The sequence below is a fragment of the Microcystis sp. 49638_E5 genome, assembly GCF_021300285.1.
In the GTDB taxonomy this organism is placed as follows: Bacteria; Cyanobacteriota; Cyanobacteriia; order Cyanobacteriales; family Microcystaceae; genus Microcystis; species Microcystis aeruginosa_C.
Genome location: NZ_JAJTDH010000058.1, coordinates 1 through 19,010 on the forward strand (window position 1 = coordinate 1; position 19,010 = coordinate 19,010).

The window sequence follows — 19,010 nt, forward strand, 5'->3', positions numbered from 1 at the left end:
AAAAAACTGGTGCGAGTAACTAATAACTCACGAATCTTTTGATAAGTATGATTAACTAAATCTAAAACGGTATGAAATAAAAAAGCTAGTAAATTTAAAGACAACAAGAACTCGCATAAATGACTTTGACCATGACCAAAATTATGTTCTAAATTATAACCGTGATTTTTAAGAACGTTATTTCCTTCATTCTCAACTTTCCATCTGCTGCGTCCAGCTTTGACAATTTTTTCAACATTATTTTCAGTAATTCGATGATTGGTAATCCAATTATTTTGATAGATAATTTTCTGTGTTTTTTCATTAATGACCGTGACTTCACACCAATTAACTTCGAGACTTGACTCGACCTCTCTCAGAGGAACTCTAGAAACATAACGATAACGATAAATGAGATTCTTTCGTCCATCCCATTGTTTCTTTTCTACGGCTTTAACTTCTCCACTTTTTTCTAAAAATTCTAGCCATTCATATAAGGTTTTATGAGAAGTTTCAAGACAAACAAAAATAAAATTATAACCTTGTTTTAGAGCTAACTCACAGATAGGTTGGCGAGAGTATAAGTCATCTCCTAACAGGGTTACAGGATAACCATACTTCTTTTGATGATTCTTATCTAACCATCTTTTAACAGCCGCATTTTCACAATCTTGTTTTTGCTGCCCATCTTGTTTTTTAATAAATTCTGGTTCTAAATTCGTTGGTTGTGGATACGATGCACAATTAGCATTCATATCTTGATTCAGCAACGCCTAAAACTGTTAGAATAGGTCAAATCAATTAACTAGAAGCCCTATGTTAAGTACCTAAGCAAAATTAATTACACATATCTAACCACCTCTTGCCTCTTGCCTCTTGCCTATCTTTACTAGGAAATTAATTTTGCACGACTACTTAGCTCTATCCTATCCACACATAGAAAAAAGTGACGACCAACCCGCACATTTACAAAGATTACCGCGTATCCGCGTTGCTCAAATTGTCATGGACTACATCGCCTATGGTTGGTCGGTAGAAGAAATCTGTCGTCAACACCTTTATTTAACCCTAGCCGAAGCTCCTGCAGCCATGGGTTACTATTTTGACCATCAAGAAGAAATTGACCAAGAAATCACAATGGAATGGCAACAAGTACAAGAAAATATGACTAATCAAGCTGCCAAGTCGCCTTTTTATACCCACAGTTAAAAACGAAAGGAAAAAGGCAGTAAATCCGAGAGATTAAAACGATAATTTTGCTGAGTTCCACAGATAATAATCTCCGCTTGCGGCGCTAATTCGGCTATCCATTGACGACAGGCTCCGCAGGGAGTTAACTGACTAATATCATCCTTCCCATCGATACAGGCTATAGCGATCGCCCGTACTTCTCGATCGCCCGCTGCGATTATTTGCGCTAAAGTTGCCCTTTCCGCACACAAACTCAAGCCATAACTAGCGTTCTCCACATTAGTACCAGCATAAATCTTTTTATCTGTCAAGACCGCCGCCCCCACCCGAAAACGGGAATAGGGAGAATAGGAAAGTTTCGCCACTTCCCGAGCAGTGTCACAGAGTTGTTGTCTTTCTTGGTCAGATAGGGTCATCGGCTGCCGATAGCAGGGTGTGGGGAATTGGGGAATTGGGTAAGTGGGGTGTGGGGTGTGGGGTGTAGGGTGTGGGGAGTTTTCTCAGTGAACTGATAACTGATAACTGATAACTGACTCCTAACCCAATGGTAGATGTTGGATTTTTGCGGGAGTTCTATTTTCCGACAAATATAAGCAAAAATTATTTATTGACTGCAAAAACTTGAGAATATTTAAATTAACATTCCGCAATATTTATAAATTCTTAAGAATTAATTGAGAAAGATTTTTATTTAACAACGATGTTATGATGGTTACAGCGATTTTACTGAATTTCATAATGGGTTATTTTGTGCTTTTTTGGGCAGCAATGGTTGAAACCCTTGCCACACCTAGAAGGTGATCCTAATTAAGACGGGTAAATCAGTCAATTTCACCAGCAATGATGATCTTTTTTTTATGTAGTTTTATTGCAAAAAAAAAGTTTTTTTGACAAAAAGCACAAAGTATGATATATGCCAACGTATTTCTGGCTGCGAGTAATTATTGTAGAGAGGGGAGAGGGGAGAAAAAAGCCGAATCCTGACTCCTAACCCCATCAACAAACTTTTTCAGCAAACCCTAACTTATCACTTAACATTTCCCTGACGATTTTAGCGGTAGCAGGGGCCAATAAAACCCCGTTGCGGTAGTGTCCCGTGGCCAGAATAACGTTATCGTATCTGGGCAAATATTCGATGATGGGAGCGGATTTTTTCTCCGGTCGGGGTCGCTTACCGGACCAAGTACGCACGATCGCACCCGCAGCCAAAGAGGGACAAAAAGCGATCGCCTTTTGATACACTTGTTCTAATAGGGCAGTATCGGCGATAATTTCGCCCTTTTCGTCCATAAATTCCACCGTTGCTCCAATCCAGTATTCTGCTCCGGCCAAAGGCAGAATATGCAGGTCATTTCCCGTTAAAATCGGCTTAAAATCGGAACTTTCTAGGGGTTGCGTCAATTTTATCTGTAAAGCTTGCCCTAAAACCGGTCGGATCTCCACTGGATGGGTAAGAGTTTCGGTTAAAGCAGTGGCACCAATTCCCGCACAAAGAATCAAAAAGTCAGTTTCCTCTATACCATTGGAACTATAAACCTGGGTGCATTGCCTCAAATTAGAGCCTTGAAGCTCTGTCTTCCCGAAATTTTCAACTTTTACCCCAAATTGACATTTTACCCCCCTTCTTGCCGCAGCATCGACGAGAGACTCCGTGAGCAGGGCCGGATTAATTTGATGATCACTGGGAGAATAGATAGCACCCTGGAGATGCTCCCCAGCCACCTGGGGACATTTTTGGTTTAAAGTCTCTTTATCCCAGATTTCTAGACAATATCCCTGTTCTTGGCGGATTTGGGCTAACTTGCGCCAATTTTCTTCGTCTTCGGCACTCGATCTCAGTAGGACAATACCATCACGGTTACAGGGAATAGTCAGTCCGGTGAGGGATTCTAGCTCAGGAAGGAGGGTTTCGTAGCGTTTTAAACTTTCTTGCCGCAGTTTCCAGGCTCTACCTTTAGTTTTATGGCTGATAATGCCCATTAAAATCCCTAGGGCTGCCCCGGTTGCTCCTTGTCCTGGTTTTTTTTCATCAATGAGGGTAATTTCTAATCCTGCGATGGCGCTTAATTCGTAGGCAATGGTGGCCCCCACTATCCCCGCACCAATGATGACAATTTTAGTCATAAGACCTCTTGCAAAAATCAAAAATCTTCCTTTAGGTGAGGAGTCAGGAGCCAGTAGCCGGTCGTCAGGAGAATTAAGAATGAGCATTAATCAATTAAATGCTCTATTTAGGGATTTTACGCAATTTTATGTCTATTTTTCTCAGTTTTGCACTCTCAAAAATTAATTATGCAAGAACTCTATAAACTCCAGAGGCTATTTTTCTAGTGGGAATAGGACTAAAAAGGGGTTGAGGCTGCATCTCACATTTGCAGAAATACGGACAATCAGCAATTATCAGTGACTTTTAAATTATTGCAAATATATCAGCAGCTGCGTGTAAGCATCCCACCGAAAAACTAATGCGCTCCGGGGTTTGGAGGGTAGAACCCCCCAAAGACTTGGATTGAGTGATAAAATCGGAAGTAATTACCAATTTTAGAAGACAGTTTGCATTTAAAAATCCCAACTCAACAGATTGACAAAAATGAGATGCACCCAGGGTTGAACAGGTTTCAACCCCGATAATTAATTACAGAACCCGGAAAATGAAAGGATAACGGAAAACCTTATAGGGATCTTTCCAGACTTGCAGGATAGCAAGAATGGGGAGAACAATGTTCACCACAGCAAGAATCCCTAGGAGCAAATAACCGATTAAAACCCAAATTAGAATCCCGGCAATTAGGTAGTATAACCACATATTCAGGTGAAAGTTTAAAGCTTCTTTGGCGTTTTCCTTCACCGTTCCATCATCAGAAATGAAATAAATAGCTAAGGGAATCCCCACCGATACCAGCGTAGCACTCAAAAAGATCGAAGCATGACAAGCCACGGATAGGAGTCTTTTTTTGGTTAAATCTTCACTCTTGACCATCGGGTTTATCCCCCTAAAATTGGCGGAGAAAGCGGATATCGCTATTATAACAACGGCGAATATCGTCTATCTCATGTAATACCATAGCAAATCTTTCCACGCCAAAACCAGCAGCAAAACCCGTATAGATTTGGGGGTCATAACCGACTGCTTTTAAGACATTGGGATCCACCATACCACAGCCCATCACCTCCAACCATTTGCCTTTCCACTGCACATCTACCTCGGCCGAGGGTTCAGTAAAAGGGAAGTAGGAAGCGCGGAATTTAACCGGTAAATCGGCCCCGAACATTTGCTTAAGAAATTCTTTAATTGTTCCTTTCAAATCCGTAAAGGTTAATCCCCGGTCTACCGCTAATAATTCCACTTGATGGAAAACCGCAGAATGGGTTGCATCCACGGTATCGCGACGATAAACACGGCCCGGGGCCACAATCCGAATTGGGGGTTCGTGACTTTCCATGTAGCGAATCTGCACTGGGGAGGTATGGGTCCGCAATAAACGACCATCCCTCAAGAAAAAAGTATCCTGCATATCCCGGGCCGGATGGTCAGCAGGGATATTTAAAGCCTCAAAATTATAATAATCGGTTTCTACCTGCGGCCCAGTGGCGATGCTGTAACCCAGACCGACGAAAATATCGATCATGCGATCAACTGTGCTATTTAAGGGGTGAATTCGCCCTAAAGGACGGCTAAGAGCAGGCAGGGTGACATCGAGGGTTTCCGCCGCTAATTTCGCCTTAATTTGGGCATTCTGGAGACTTTCTCGCTGGGATTCCAGCAGCGATTGTACTGATTCTTTGACCTCATTAGCGATCGCACCGAGGCGCGGTCTCTCTTCGGGGGTTAATTTGCCCATTTCGCGTAAAATCTGCGATAATTCTCCTTTCTTACCGAGATAATTCACTCTTAGCTGTTCTAAGTCTTCTAGGGTTGTTGTTTGTTCGATGGAATTTTCCGCTTTCGCTGCCAGGGTTTTTAGGGCAGTTTCGATCGGATGGGGGGATAAACTCATAATTAGGGCATTTTATAGGGCAGCATTCTAGTCTAGTTTATCAAGAGAGGGAATTTGGGGAGACAGTTGCAGGGGCGATTTGCTTTCCGGGGTGACGATTCCCTGAGATGGTTTGCTGTATCATGTTCATCGCTCCCTGTCCCCTCTGATCAAATGAGAGCTTATTGCATGAGTACCTCGTCGAACCTAGAACTTTCAATGGGAACCAGCTTCTCTTGATTGCATCAGATTTCTGGTTTTTTTAAAATGAACTCGATCGAGGCAAAAACCGCAGATAATTCTAGTTTAGTTGACGAGGAGAGTTTCTGGTAAACTTCGGCAATTTGATTAGAAAAACTATAGACTAATTTATTCTCCATATAGAGAGGATGTCCAATATAGTGGGAATCTTTAAGAATTTTTTTCAGTTTGTTGACTCGCTTCGGTGGAACAATTAACACAAGTTTTCCTGCCAGTTCTGGATAAATTTTTAGTAATTCCATAAAGCGATCGATTCCTGTGGTGATCGGTGTACTGGTTTCTACTTCAAAAGCGAACACTGCATCGCCTAAGTTATTAAACCAGATGAGATCGATCTGTTGTATTTTATCTCTGTCCCACTTTCCTAATTTATCGATCGGTAATTTTTCTAGAGAAATATCTTTAAAAGCTTCTCCATTCCAATAACCTGTAGATTGTTCTTTTTTGCCAATATAAGGCTTTAATCCGACAGCAATAGCAATTTTTGCCAGAGCGTAGATAATTTGATCGTGAGGAATTTTATCTGCTTGTTTGGGAAAATCTAAACCAGTTAAAACGGAAGAAATTGGCTCTATATTTAAATCGAGAGTTAGCTGAAGACCTTCTTCTTGCCCTAGTTGCCAGTGCCGACCATCGGGAGAATAAGCTAACTTTTCTAAAACCTTTAAAATCGATTGATCGCTTGGTGTTGTCCCGTTGATCAGGTTAGGCATGACCGCAAAAATAATTTCATCAAAAGTTGCTACTTTTCCCTGTCGTTTTTTGGCAGTTAGAAAATCCAAGAGATAAAATCTTATTCGATCTTCTAGCGGAATAAAGCAACCGATTTTCGTATTTGTACGAATTCTCCAGAGATGATCTAATTCCGAAAAGTTGAATTCCTCTTTTAACAAAGGAGTAATATCATCTATTTGTTTCTTGACTTGGGTTAGTAAGCCATTTTCCAATAATTTAGGAATGAGCGCATTATAAATATCTTCTGTGGAAGCACCCGAACTTTTAACGATTGTCATCTCGGCCACTTCTTTAATAATTTGCAGGATATCGATCCCGACTTTACTGATGGCGATTGTTTTGGGATTATTCACTTTTCTAAAGTTTAAAACTAACTCTCCCGATAGGACAGTCAGAGGATTTTTCTTTTTGTGTAATGAGGGCGTAGTAGAATGTTGTACAGAGGAATTTACATACTCAAAACCAGCTTCTTGAGCAGATTTAACGATCGCATCCCAATAGGCGGGATCTTTGTGAGCAAAAACAATACTCATCCAGCGATCAAATTTCAAAACTCGAAACATTTCTCGAATGGAATTCGATAACAAATTGATGTAAGTTTCTTTCGATTTCTTTAAATCTCCTCCTTCGATCGCTTCCAATTCTCTTGCGTTATCGCTCACTTCAAATCCTAGCCAAGCATTCCACATAGTCGAGAGATCTAAATAGGCAATATGTTGTCCGTAGGGAGGATCGGTATAGATATAATCCACGGATTCGGACGATATGCCAGTTAAGTCCGTCGCTGAGAAATCAAAAATTGAAAAATTTTCTTGATAAAAATCACCGATTACTGTATTAGTTTCGATCTTGAATTTTGCCGTCCCCTTAAATTTCTGCTCGAATTGTTCCCAGACATTAAGATCGATAGTTTGAGGAGGAATCCAATAGCGATATAAGCGCATAATTCCGCTATCACCTCGACTGGCTTTTCGCCCAGTCGTCGAATTAAAGGTTAAATTGGTTTTATTGAGAGTTGCCGAGAAAGTAAACCTCATTAAATCTTTAATGATCGGATCGGTGATTAATTCAATCTGGTTGAGAATTAGAGAAAGGGAAAATAATTGACGTTTGGTAAACAAATTTTCTACAGATTCTGCGTCCGCATTTTTCGGTAAACGAACCCCTTGCGGATACCAATAGGGAATCTCTAAATCCGCCGCTTCTTCTGGAGACATTCGATAAACTTCCTCAATCTTTTCCTGACAATTTCTGGCGATGTCATCGAAAGCAGACCGAAAATCATCGATGTTAACGGGACTAACAGCGATATTGCGGCAGATAAAACCAGCCATCGGGTTAATATCCGAGTAAATCGCCTTTCGCTTTAAAACTAGAGCCTCTACCGCAGTCACTCCCGATCCCCCAAAGGGATCTAAAACCACATCTCCCACCTGACTAAAACGCTTAATATATTCCTGTACCACATTCCAAGCGCGCCGGGTAAAATAGGGATGACTTCCCCAATGGCGTAACGTCCCTTGTTTTTTGGGATCGATCGGCCCAGAAATGGGATCGATCATTCTATAGTCGAAGGAGGAAGCACTCATCTGGCCTTAAGAATAGAGTTCTATATATTACTGTACCCAGATGTGAGGGTATGGCGAGGATACCCTCTTGGGAGCATCCTACGCACTGCCGGAGGAAGTCCGGCTCTTGTTGCCGTTTCTCGGCAACAGGTGGGGAAAGCACCCCAGAAATCGAATCCTCGGCCTTAGTTTCCAGGGTTTTTAGGGCAGTTTCGATCGGATGGGGGGATAAACTCATAATTAGGGCATTTTATAGGGCAGCATTCTAGTCTAGTTTATCTGCTCCCGTGGCGAGACAGGCAGAATCGATCAAAGCTAATAGCTATGTGCTAGGATGGAAGTTGAGAATAAAAGTCGGCACTGCGGCTCGTTGTCAGTATTAATGGTCAAAGCGTTTCTGTTTAGTATTGGTTCAGCTAGTTCCCGAAATCTTGGTTCTCTACAAATCTGTTGTTTTTATCTGTGCAAGGATAGGTTTTATGTCAATTTATGTTGGTAATCTCCCCTTCGAGGTTGACCAAGAAGACGTGGTTGAGGTTTTTAAGGAATATGGTGAGATCAAGCGCGTTCACTTTCCCATGGATCGGGAAACGAAAAGAAAACGCGGGTTCGCTTTCGTGGAAATGGAAACCCCAGAGCAAGAAGCGAAGGCTATTGCCGCTCTTGACGGCGCTCAATGGATGGGACGAGAATTAAAAGTCAATCAAGCTCGTGAAAAAGAACCCAGATCTTCCTTCGGTGCTGGCGGCGATCGCAATCGGGAGCGTCGCTACTAATCCCCGACCGTAACCATTCTAGGTTATCGGAAATTTGGGTTGAAAACCCCGTCCTTTTAGGACGGCTTTGTGCGAGAATAGCTCCAGGTTGCCAACCGTGAGAACGTGAGGAAGCAGGTTAAACTTCCTACTCCGTCATCTCAAAATTTCTAACAGTCAATGGTGTTCAATTAAGTCCAAACTGTAAGAACGCAAAACAATTAAATACTGTGGGACACACAGAAATTTACGCTTGGGGAGTAGTCCATAAGAGTGCTTGCCTTATCGGTGTAGTCGGACTAGACATGAAACCGTAAGACCAAAATTAGCGTTGCTAGTGGAGGCAGGATTCAGCCCAAGAATCTCCGCACTTTTAGGGCGGAGAGTGTCAATGTCAATGGGGGAAGCGATCGCTCGTTTCCCTGCTTGTCTATCTATTATCCCAAGGAGATTCTTGTGGCTAAACGTCGTAATTTGAAAAAAGAAAAAGCTGAACGCAACCGCGCCTACGCTCGTCAATTCCGGGCTGCTTCTAATCGTACCACCACCAGAGGAGGTAGAGGCGGTTATTCCAGCGATCAAAGACAATCTTCGGAAAATGAAGGGGCAGCCGATACCTAATCTGCTGACTTAGTTAGGGTCTGCGGCAAAAAGTTTTTCGTGGGGACAGGGTGTAGGGTGTGGGGTGTGGGGTGTAGGGTTTTACCGATTCTCATCTGGTCAATTACCTAATTTTCAGAGAAAAAGTCCCAGAATTTTCCCCCTATCTCTCCCACAACTGGTACTTTTTGATTGACAAAAAGTCTAAAAGTCTTACCCAATAAGGTTTTTAGATTTATTCAGCAAGCCCGAGTTAATCTAGCAATAAAAGCCATAGCTTCGCTTTTATTGCTGACTATTCCATCTAAAGTTGCCCCCAACACCGCCGCAAGTAACGATTTAAACTGGGGACCCGGTTGATAACCCAAAGCTTTTAGGTCATTGCCGTCGATAGGAGCCTCAATCTGCGACCATTTAGTTAAATATTGCCAGATTAAACCCCGAATCCTAGTCTCACTCCTCACCGCCACCAATAACAAACTAGGAACCTGATAACCATTGAAAAAGCTGACAATTTGACTAACGGGTCGATCATAAGCAAAATTATTGCTAATCTCCTTTTCCATAACTTCTAGTTTTTGTAAACGCTCCACAGTATCTTTGGGCAATTGTAAATTATTAGCGATCGCTATTCTTTCCCCCACAGCCAGAGAAGCGATTAATAATTCCAACCGCATTAACCAAGCATTCACCGGCAATTCCAGACTTAAACAATCTAACCAACGACTGAGACAGCGCAATTGTCGCCATAAAGCCCGATTTAAACTTAAATCCCCGTGTAAACAGTGCAAAGCCCCCAAATCGGCCAACTTTTCTAAGGCACTTTCCCAGTAATCCGCCTCTAAAATATAATTCAACTCCGCTTTTAAACGGGACTGTAAAGCGGGTGCATTCTGATTTTGTTGCCGTGAGCGATCATAAACTCCACTTTCGATCGCATACCTAATATAGTTTTCTGTCAAGGGTTCAATAACAAATCCTAACCGAGTGGCAAAACGCACCGCTCGATAGATGCGCGTCGGATCCTCAATAAAACTATTAGCGTGGAGAACCCGAATTTCTTGAGCGCGTAAATCCAACATACCGCCAAAAAAGTCGAGTAATTCCCCCTCTTTCGGCGAAGTTAGGCGAATTGCCAGAGCATTAATTGTAAAATCCCTTCTATACAAATCCTGTCGAATCGAACTAGCCTCCACTTGGGGATTACTGGCGGGATAGGGATAGAATTCCGTGCGTGCCGTGGCGATATCCACCCATAACGAGCCAAAACGCTCATCTTTGTGCCATAACAAAGCCGCCGTCTGAAATTCCCCGTGAATCGATAACCGGGCCCCCGGATAAATTTCGCGTAAACAATTAGCCAATTCTACCCCCGCACCCACACCGGCGGCACGATGGCAGCCATCCACCACTAAATCGATATCCTGTAACAATAAAGTATCCCTTTCTGTGGCTAACAATAAATCGCGCACTGCACCCCCAACCAGATAGAGATGCCAACCGCGTTTTTGAGCGGCAGTGGCGGCAGCTTGCAGGAATGACCATAAAACCGGCTCTAAACGCTCTTTAATCGTCGGTAAAAGACAGGAAACCAAAGCAACCCCTTCAAAACGCACCCGCTCATTTTGATGAATCTGTCTTAATACATCTGTACGAGTGACGATACCGACTAACTGCCCATTTTCTAGTACAGGTAAACGCCCTAAATCATACGTTACCATCAGTGACTCGATTTCCTGAAGGGAAGTATCGGGGGTAATAGTTTTCGGATTACAAGTCATGTATCCCTTCACGGGAGAGCGAGAAAAGCCGTGATGGAGAGCTAAATCGAGGTCACGACGAGAAATCACCCCAACTAAGCGATCCTGCTCATCTACCACCGATAAACCCGAATGGCCGTAACGGAAAAGGATGCGCTCGGCTTGAGATATGGAAGTATCGGGACGAATTGTCCGCACCGGAGAAGACATTAAATCCCTAGCAGTGGGAGAAGGAGGAATTTGAGCAATTAAGTCCCCCAGTAGTTGGTTTAACTGTTGAACTGGCTGAACATCGCGAAAACTCACCGAAGCGGCCTGAGCATGACCACCGCCGTTATAGGGGGAAAAAAGCTGATATAGATTCACTCCATCGATTCTAGAGCGACCAATCACAGTTAAACGCTGTCGGGACTTATCTTCCTCGTCTTTACTATAACTATGGCCGAAAAGTAGTGCATCACTATCGGATAATTCCAGTAGGCGCTCGGCCAGACTAGACAAACCGGGGATAAAATCGGCAGTATGGAGGAGAACGTGGGCGATTTTACGGTCATGGATCGTTTTAATCTCTAGATTTTCCCAAGCAAGGCTAAATAACTCCTGTAAGCGCGGGGAAAAACTCGGTTGACAGTATTGGGCGATCGTTTTAATGTTAGCAGCACAGGTCATTAACCAAGCCAAAGCATAGGCATCCCTGGGGGTACTACCGGCAAAAGTCAGGGAACCCGTGTCAACGTGAATACCGAGTGCCATTACCGTCGCTGCCATCGAGTTTGGTTTAATCTGGGCTTTTTGTAAAGCTTCGACAATTAAAGTCGTGGTAGCTCCCACCCCTTCTAAATGGACGCTAGAGGCATGAATATCGCTTTCACTATCTAAATGATGATCATACAATTCGATCGCCTGTAAATGCCCTAAATCGAGCCACTGGGAGGCTTTTCCCAGACGCTCCCGCCACTGATTATCAACGATAATTAAAGAGCGAATACGGTCCGGATTGACACTACGCATTTCAATTAAAGCAAATTCATCCCGATGCAGGGCTAAAAATTCCCTTACTGTTGGGTGCGCTCCCCCCGTTAAAACAATGCGACTACCCGCTTTCAGCAACGATAAACCCACCGCTGCCCCCAAAGCGTCAAAATCCGCCGTTTGATGACATAAAATTAAATCCATATTTTTTAGTAAGGAGAAGTTATCAGGATTTTTTCTGTATCTATTGTTACTAAATGCTCGGCAATAACCGGGTCAAGTACTATAAGTTAGCAAATCTTGACCAAGAGAAACCCATGTTGTTCAAAATTTTAGTAATTCTCCACACCCTAGGGGCGACCGTCTGGGCCGGTGGTCATTTATTGTTGGCAGTCACCGTTCTACCCCAGGCCCTCAAAAACCGAGAACCAGACCGAATTCGTCAATTTGAGCAATATTTTGAGGGTTTTGGGTTGTCTGCGCTATTGTTGCAGGTAATAACGGGCCTAGGACTGACTTGGATTTATTTGCCCGGTTTTCGTAATTTTTGGTCATTTGATAGTTTTTTGTCGGTTTATATAGGAATTAAGTTAGCTTTACTGCTATTAACTCTCATCTTGGCCCTTCATTCCCGCTTTTTTCTCCTTCCTCAACTGAGCGAGGAAAACTTAAATTTCCTCGCCCTGCACATAGTCGCCGTCACCACTCTAGCAGTATTATTCGTCATTTTTGGCGCCGGCATCCGTTTGGGCGGGCTTGACCATTAGCTTTTAGCAGTTCAGCAGTCTGGATATCTTTCTAGGCTAGGTTTGGCGAAAACGCAAAAACACGGTAATCTGGGCAAGGAATCACAGGGAGTCAATTACCCCACCTAACCCCTTGCCCTGCTGCTTTTGGCAAGGATAGACACTGGAAAAAAATTTTAAGACCCGCTGCGGCTGGGTAGTCAGTGGCAGTAGAATTAAAATGCTCGTGGATTCGGTCTGACGGGGATATCTCCTTTAACCCCTGATTCAGGGGGGAGTTAGAGGAAGGGTCGTCCGGTTAAGTTGATTGGAAGTGAGGCTCTTCCATACAAGTATCAAATCTGGGAGAATTATCTAAATAAACATCAACTGCTTTAGGAGAACCCAATCATGTCTATTGTTTTTCAATTTTTTCTCATTGCCTTAGTTTTATTTTCCTTGCTGATGGTGATTGGTGTCCCCGTTGCCTATGCTTCCCCCCAAAACTGGGATCAATCGAAACCCCTTCTCTATGTGGGTTCGGCAATTTGGGCGATTTTAGTCGTTGCCGTCGCTATTTTAAACTTTTTAGTGATTTAGCCTTGATCAGGAGTCAGGAGGAGATAGGGTGATAGGGTGATGAGACAGTTTCCCCACCTCCCCACTACCCCATCTCCCCACCTCCCCACACCCCACACCCCACACCCCACACCTTATGACTGTTTTTGAGGGAAATTTTACCGAGGATATATCCTCTTGGCGGTTTGCGATCGTGATTGGTCGTTTTAACGATCTCGTCACTGATAAACTGTTATCAGGCTGTCAAGATTGTCTCAAGCGTCACGGGGTTGATGTTAATCCCGATGGCACTCAAGTGGATTATATCTGGGTACCGGGTAGCTTTGAAGTGCCAATGGTAGCCCGTCAAGTCGCCCTTTCCCACCGTTACGATGCCGTTATTTGTCTAGGGGCAATTATTCGCGGCCAAACGCCCCATTTTGACTACGTTGCCGCCGAGGCCGCTAAAGGTATCGCTGCGGCCGCTTTTCAGACGGGTGTTCCCGTTGTCTTCGGTATTCTCACCACTGATACTCTACAACAGGCCCTCGAACGGGCCGGTATTAAGAGTAATTTGGGCTGGAATTATGGCCTATCTGCCCTAGAAATGGCTAGTCTCATGCGTCAATTGCGCCCCCGGAATGAAGATAAACCCCTAGAATTATTGGAAAATAATCCCCAACAGGCACTGATGGAAGGCTAAGAAAATTCCCCCAGAATTTAGGATTTTAGTTGTCCCCACTCCTGGAGTTCCACTGATGAGCGAAGCTGAACAGAACAAATATATTAACCAACTCAGACGGCAATTAGTCAACGCTGTCGAGAGAATCAAGACTCTGGAATTAGATTTAGAACCAGAGGGGCGGATTACGGAAGCTTTTGACGCTATGGAACGGCATATAGATGAAAAATTCGCCGCAGTGGATGAAAAATTCGCCGCCATTGACAAGCGTTTTGATCGCTTGGAACATCAGTTCAACCGACTACAGGCTAAGATAGAAGTGGTTCTCGAAGCTATTACCGGTTTGGGGGATTTGCCAGAAGATGAATTATTGTAAAAAAATGCTCCAAACCACTTGACAAATGCTCTGAGATTTGGGATACTCAGGTAAGTGTGAAAAAAACGGCTTGCGGGCATAGCTCAGTGGTAGAGCGTCACCTTGCCAAGGTGAATGTCGCGCGTTCGAATCGCGTTGCCCGCTTGAAAAAATCTTGAAATATACCTTAAGGTCAGGATGAATAATTTAGGGATATCCCTTAAGATGGGAATTACCCGTGAGCAACAGGGTTGAGGATTTTGGGCAACCGTTGAATCCCTTAGCTATTGACCACGAGCGACTAAAAACAACCGTTTATAAACAAAAATTTAGCTTGTGCGACCGCGTAAATATACCAAAATCGACCAACACCAAGACTATCCTTGTCCCTGTCGTCGGAAAGGGACATTATGTCCGATTTTATTGACCGATGCCTTTGGCTGCGATCGCTGTCAACAGATATTTGTGCTACAGGAAAACGGTCAAATTATCGAACAATTAGCCCCCCACTATCCCTATAAACGCACTTGGCGCTGGACGGGATTTCGTTGGGTGAGTACGAATCAGCGCCTTGGGCAAGAGGTATTACCCCTGATAATGGGGATAACTCTGTTATTATCGATCGTTTGGCTACCCTTAATTTTAAAATCACCACCTGGGGTAAGCGTGATTTTTGGGGCAATTCTAGTTATGCTATTAGTTATTTTGCCCGCATTCATCTTTTGGTTAGCCTATCGACGCTAGACAAGAATCTATGATCGAAAGTTCCTCCACCCCCCCCCTGACGATCTTTAAGCAAGCATATAATGCTTTTCTGGCTCTAGGTCAATTTAATGGCAATGAAAGAAATCGCGGGGTAATCGCGATCGCTAAGGGCATTAAAACTGGCTTTGATCGCATTTTAGAAGCCAATACCCTCGATTTAGAAGTCAGTCGAGAGATGGCCGTCTCGGAACAAATGATTCGCTGGTTACGGTTAACTCCCGAACGTTTAGAGACGACGGTGGAGGTATTGCAACAACTAGCGGAAGCATCGGATCCGCTGCAACAGGTAATTAACGCGGCCTATCAACTGAATCCTTCCCAAACCTATTGCCAAAGGATGCCTTTAGGAGTGATTGCCTTCGTCTATGAAGGTTTTCCGGAATTAGCGATGGTAGCGGCGGGATTTTCCCTAAAAAGTGGCAATAGTTTGATTATTCGGGGTTCCAATGCCTCTAGTCATTCCGATGGGGTGATTACGGAAATTATCCAAGAAGCATTGGAAGATGTGGGTTTACCCGTGGATTGTGTCAGTGGTTTGCCCTGTGATTCTAGTCCCTCCCTAGAGGAGTTGCTGACCCAGGAAAATTATGTTAATTTAATTATTCCTTACGGTCGCCCTAGTTTAATTGGTCGGGTGAGTCAATTGGCCACGGTTCCCGTTTTGCGCGCAGCGATGGGAAACTGTTATTTGTATTGGTCTCCTAGTGGCGATTTGGAGTTAGCCCGTCAGGTAATTATCGATAGTCATGGCAGTATACCCGATCCGGTCAATGCGATCGAAAAAGTTTTAATTAGTCCCCATCAAAATTCTTCGACTTTAAGTCGTTTGTTTAAAAGTTTGCAGGAAAAAGGCTTTAAATTGCGGGGAGATACCCGATTAGCGGCGGATTTTCCCGAACATTTAACCATTGCCACCGATAATGATTGGCAAAGACCCTATTTAGAAAAAACGGTGGCCTTTAGGTTAGTGGATACCCTCACTGATGCGATCGCTTGGATTAATAAGTATAGTAGCGGTCATGCGGATTGTATTGTCACCGAATCCTATCGAGAAAGTCGTCAATTTGCCATGGAGTCCGATAGTGCTTTAGTTTATATCAATTCTTCCCCCCGATTCGATCGCAATCCCAAACAGGGAGAATCGGTATTTTTGGGCATTTCCAACCAAAAAGGCCAGCGCCGGGGGTTAATCAACCTAGAAACCTTTACCACCCTTAAACAGGTGGTGCAGGGGTAGTTTTTTTTCAGTAATCAGTCCACAGTCAACAGTAATCAGTGAACTGAAAACTCACATCTGATAACTGGTAACTGATAACTGAGAAAACGGTAGCAATTTCTACCAAAAGTCAGAATAAAATTCGTTATTGTCATAAAGTCATGAAGGAATGTAATTAAAACGAGAAAGAATGCGGATCGAGCAATTGCAAGCCTTTTTAGCCGTAGCCGATACGGGCAATTTCGGTCAAGCCGCCCGCCAGTGTGGAGTCACCCAATCGACTATCAGCCGGCAGATTCAATCCCTAGAAACCGATTTGGGCTTACCTCTTTTCCATCGTACCGCCCAAGCGAAGTTAACCATTGCTGGGGAGAAATTACTGCCCCGGGCGAAACGGATTTGTCAAGAGTGGGCGAATGTTCACGAGGAAATCACTGACCTACAGGCAGGAAAACAGCCAGAATTGTGCGTGGCGGCGATTCATTCCGTGTGCGCCCACTATTTACCGCCGATTTTGCCGAAATTTTGCGCTGAATACCCAGAAGTTCAGTTAAGAGTTACCGCACTAGGCAGCGATCGCGCCTTAAAAGTGCTGCGGGATGGTTTAGTAGATGTGGCGTTGGTAATGAATAATCGTTTTCTCACCTCTAGCCCGGAGATGGTGGTCGAGGTATTATACCAAGAAGCGATCGAAATTCTCATGGCCGCTAATCATCCTCTCGCCCAATACAAAGAAGTGCCATGGTCAGAATTAATCCCCTATCCGCAAGTGGTTTTCAAAGATGGCTACGGAATGCAAAGATTAGTACAAGAATGGTTTTCCCGTCAGGATGCCCACCTGAAAACTGTCATGGAATTAAACACCCTCGATGCTTTTCGCGGTGTGGTGCGTCAGGGTAATATTATCGCTCTTCTGCCCCAATCTGCCCTGATGGAAGCGCGTAGCGATGCTACCCTCGCCATTCGTCCTCTTGCTTCCCCTAGTGGCGAAAATCCCTATCTTAATAATGGTAAATTTAGTCATCGTCTCACCCGTCAGGTAGTCCTTGTCACCACCAGCGATCGCCTACAGATACCACCGATCGCTCATTTCTGTCAATTAGTGCGGCAAATGAATCAAAGTGTGGTTAAAAGCCTAGAAAACCACCACGTCCAGCCTTAGCAATCCCAATCAATCCTATTTAGGGTTTGCTGAAAAAGTTTTTCGTGGGGGCAGGGTGTGGGGTGTGGGGTGTGGGGTGTGGGGTTTTATCCATTTTCAGGTGGTCAATTACCTAATTTTCAGGGAAAAAGTCCAGGGATTTTCCCCCCAATCACTCCAAAGGTCGGCACTTTTTGAGGGAAAACAAGTCTAAAAGTCTTATCCAACAAGGTTTTTAGATTTATTCAGCAAACCCTATTTACTCTTTATTTTCTTCCTTGAGATGAGTGATACTTTTCGAGAATTATTAAAAGCGATCGGTAGTGGCACCCATACGGGCAGAAATTTAACCCGTCCCGAAGCGGCAATGGCCACCAAGATGATGTTAACCCAAGAGGCAACCCCGGCCCAAATCGGTGCTTTCATGATTGCCCATCGCATTAAACGCCCCACCAGCGATGAGTTAGCGGGAATGCTTGATGCCTACGCCGAGCTTGGCCCGCAAATAACCCTAGAATCAGCCTCTTTTCAGCATCCGATCACTATTTTTGGCAATCCCTACGATGGACGCTCTCGCACTGCCCCGGTTACTCCGATCACTACTTTAATCTTAGGGTTGGCGGGGGTTCCTGTAGTCCTGCACGGGGGCGATCGAATGCCGACTAAATACGGTATTTCTCTCAGGGAAATCTGGCAGCAATTAGGAGCAGATTTTAGTCAATTATCCTTAGCAGCAGTGAAAGACTGTTTAATCACCACGGGATTGACTTTTTTCTATATTCCGCGCCATTTTCCCCTAGTAGAGAATTTTGTTACTTATCGGGAGCAAATCGGTAAACGTCCGCCCATGGCCACGGTAGAGTTAATGTGGTCGCCTTTGGTCGGTAATATTCATCAAATATCGGGTTTTGTTCATCCCCCCACCGAAGATCGTTTTCGCGAAACTTTTGCCCTGAGAAATATCTCTCACTTCACCACCGTGAAAGGATTAGAGGGGAGTTGTGATTTAGCCTGTAATCGGACGGCGATTATTGGTCTGGGAAATCCCACCGATCCCCCTTCCTTTCAGCGATTTTTCCTAAATCCTCGCGATTATGGCTTCTGTCCTTCGGATTATCCCCTCGAATCTTTAGAGATGCTCACCGCTAAATTAAAGGGTTTATTAGCTGGAGAAAATAATGAATTAACCGATGCGGCAATTTTTAACGGTGGTTTTTATCTTTGGCGCTGTGGAATTGCCCCAGATATCCCCACCGGTTTCCAGCAAGCACAACAATCTTTACAGTCAGGAAAAGCTCTGGCTAAATTAGAACAAATCTGTAATTATCTGGAAAATCAGCCATAGATAGGGTCTGCGGCAAAAAGTTTTTCCTGGGGGTAGGGTGTGGGGTGTGGGGTGTAGGGTTTTACCGATTTTGAGGGGGTCAATTACCTAATTTTCAGGGAAAAAGTAGCTGAATTATCCCCCCCCGATCACTCCTATATCTGGTACTTTTTGATTTTCAAAAAGCCCAAAGACATTACCCAACAAATCTAACCCCGTGCGACAAATCTAACTTTGGGCGATCCCTCAATCATGGTGGCTGCAAATTGAGCAGAAGTGAAATTATCGGGAGATTTTAACCCTTCTTTGAGCCTGTTGGTCATTTCCTCAATAGGCCAATTCAAGTCTGAATTGCATCACTGTCTGATCTATCTTTATAGAATACCTCATTCGGGGTACGATAGTCAAGACATTTTCGAGGACGATTGTTAATCAAGTTTACGGCT

At 43.9% G+C, this 19,010-nt stretch carries 17 protein-coding genes, 1 tRNA gene and 2 pseudogenes; 12 read left to right on the plus strand and 8 right to left on the minus strand.

The genetic code is table 11. The features are described 5' to 3' along the window. Nucleotides 1–707, minus strand: a pseudogene (locus LW728_RS15680) (ISNCY family transposase); the annotation flags it as partial. 175 nt (nucleotides 708–882) lie between these two features. Between LW728_RS15680 and LW728_RS15685 the strand changes: the two are divergent. Continuing rightward, complete coding sequence (locus LW728_RS15685) at nucleotides 883–1,188, plus strand: DUF433 domain-containing protein (protein WP_287666667.1); 306 nt, start codon at nucleotides 883–885, stop codon at nucleotides 1,186–1,188. On the opposite strand, the gene cdd is transcribed toward LW728_RS15685, so the two are convergent. The 5 genes from cdd to LW728_RS15710 all read right to left on the minus strand — a co-directional run bounded on the left by cdd (nucleotide 1,185) and on the right by LW728_RS15710 (nucleotide 7,732). Next, on the minus strand, nucleotides 1,185–1,586 hold the full coding sequence (gene cdd / locus LW728_RS15690; protein WP_002803476.1) for a cytidine deaminase: 402 nt from the start codon (nucleotides 1,584–1,586) through the stop codon (nucleotides 1,185–1,187). The two genes, LW728_RS15685 and cdd, sit on opposite strands and share 4 nt — an antisense overlap. Nucleotides 1,587–2,166: 580 nt before the next feature. Continuing rightward, on the minus strand, nucleotides 2,167–3,294 hold the full coding sequence (locus tag LW728_RS15695; protein WP_287767229.1) for an NAD(P)/FAD-dependent oxidoreductase: 1,128 nt from the start codon (nucleotides 3,292–3,294) through the stop codon (nucleotides 2,167–2,169). 511 nt (nucleotides 3,295–3,805) lie between these two features. After that, on the minus strand, nucleotides 3,806–4,150 hold the full coding sequence (locus tag LW728_RS15700; protein WP_002803472.1) for a DUF4870 domain-containing protein: 345 nt from the start codon (nucleotides 4,148–4,150) through the stop codon (nucleotides 3,806–3,808). Nucleotides 4,151–4,163: 13 nt separating this feature from the next. Further along, nucleotides 4,164–5,168: a phenylalanine--tRNA ligase subunit alpha gene (gene pheS / locus LW728_RS15705; RefSeq protein WP_287666672.1), complete on the minus strand. Its 1,005-nt coding sequence runs from the start codon at nucleotides 5,166–5,168 to the stop codon at nucleotides 4,164–4,166. A 224-nt stretch (nucleotides 5,169–5,392) separates the two neighbouring features. Beyond that, entirely contained in the window at nucleotides 5,393–7,732 is a 2,340-nt protein-coding gene (locus tag LW728_RS15710; RefSeq protein WP_002803466.1) for a DNA methyltransferase, read from the minus strand. Between the two features lie 458 nt (nucleotides 7,733–8,190). Here LW728_RS15710 and rbp point away from each other — a divergent pair, with 458 nt between their 5' ends. Together rbp and LW728_RS15720 are read left to right on the plus strand one after the other, a co-directional pair. Further along, entirely contained in the window at nucleotides 8,191–8,487 is a 297-nt protein-coding gene (gene rbp, locus LW728_RS15715) for an RNA-binding regulator (RefSeq protein WP_287767231.1), read from the plus strand. Nucleotides 8,488–8,922: 435 nt separating this feature from the next. Further along, on the plus strand, nucleotides 8,923–9,087 hold the full coding sequence (locus LW728_RS15720; RefSeq protein ID WP_002733784.1) for an Asl3888 family RNA-binding protein: 165 nt from the start codon (nucleotides 8,923–8,925) through the stop codon (nucleotides 9,085–9,087). 218 nt (nucleotides 9,088–9,305) lie between these two features. Here the strand turns inward: LW728_RS15720 and LW728_RS15725 are convergent, their stop codons facing one another. Beyond that, on the minus strand, nucleotides 9,306–12,002 hold the full coding sequence (locus LW728_RS15725; protein WP_287767233.1) for a CBS domain-containing protein: 2,697 nt from the start codon (nucleotides 12,000–12,002) through the stop codon (nucleotides 9,306–9,308). Between the two features lie 113 nt (nucleotides 12,003–12,115). On the opposite strand from LW728_RS15725, the gene LW728_RS15730 reads away from it, so the two are divergent. The 9 genes from LW728_RS15730 (at nucleotide 12,116) to LW728_RS15770 (ending at nucleotide 18,585) form a co-directional block, all read left to right on the plus strand. Next, nucleotides 12,116–12,565: a CopD family protein gene (locus LW728_RS15730; protein WP_287767235.1), complete on the plus strand. Its 450-nt coding sequence runs from the start codon at nucleotides 12,116–12,118 to the stop codon at nucleotides 12,563–12,565. Nucleotides 12,566–12,934: 369 nt separating this feature from the next. Then, nucleotides 12,935–13,123: a photosystem II reaction center protein PsbZ gene (gene psbZ / locus LW728_RS15735; protein WP_002732865.1), complete on the plus strand. Its 189-nt coding sequence runs from the start codon at nucleotides 12,935–12,937 to the stop codon at nucleotides 13,121–13,123. A 115-nt stretch (nucleotides 13,124–13,238) separates the two neighbouring features. Continuing rightward, nucleotides 13,239–13,784, plus strand: coding sequence for a 6,7-dimethyl-8-ribityllumazine synthase (gene ribH, locus LW728_RS15740; RefSeq protein WP_287666683.1), 546 nt, complete (start codon nucleotides 13,239–13,241; stop codon nucleotides 13,782–13,784). Between the two features lie 55 nt (nucleotides 13,785–13,839). Continuing rightward, entirely contained in the window at nucleotides 13,840–14,139 is a 300-nt protein-coding gene (locus LW728_RS15745) for a hypothetical protein (RefSeq protein ID WP_002803462.1), read from the plus strand. A gap of 72 nt (nucleotides 14,140–14,211) precedes the next feature. Then, a tRNA-Gly gene (locus LW728_RS15750) sits at nucleotides 14,212–14,283 on the plus strand. 171 nt (nucleotides 14,284–14,454) lie between these two features. After that, nucleotides 14,455–14,862 (plus strand): hypothetical protein, encoded by a 408-nt coding sequence (locus LW728_RS15755; protein WP_002803461.1) that lies wholly within the window; start codon nucleotides 14,455–14,457, stop codon nucleotides 14,860–14,862. 10 nt (nucleotides 14,863–14,872) lie between these two features. Continuing rightward, nucleotides 14,873–16,120, plus strand: coding sequence for a glutamate-5-semialdehyde dehydrogenase (locus tag LW728_RS15760; RefSeq protein WP_287660462.1), 1,248 nt, complete (start codon nucleotides 14,873–14,875; stop codon nucleotides 16,118–16,120). Between the two features lie 169 nt (nucleotides 16,121–16,289). After that, entirely contained in the window at nucleotides 16,290–17,261 is a 972-nt protein-coding gene (locus tag LW728_RS15765) for a LysR family transcriptional regulator (RefSeq protein WP_002803459.1), read from the plus strand. Nucleotides 17,262–17,523: 262 nt separating this feature from the next. Continuing rightward, nucleotides 17,524–18,585 carry an anthranilate phosphoribosyltransferase family protein gene (locus tag LW728_RS15770; RefSeq protein WP_002803458.1) on the plus strand — a complete coding sequence of 354 codons (1,062 nt, stop codon included), beginning with the start codon at nucleotides 17,524–17,526 and terminating at the stop codon, nucleotides 18,583–18,585. 319 nt (nucleotides 18,586–18,904) lie between these two features. Here the strand turns inward: LW728_RS15770 and LW728_RS15775 are convergent. Beyond that, a pseudogene (locus tag LW728_RS15775) lies at nucleotides 18,905–19,010 on the minus strand (IS30 family transposase); the annotation flags it as partial.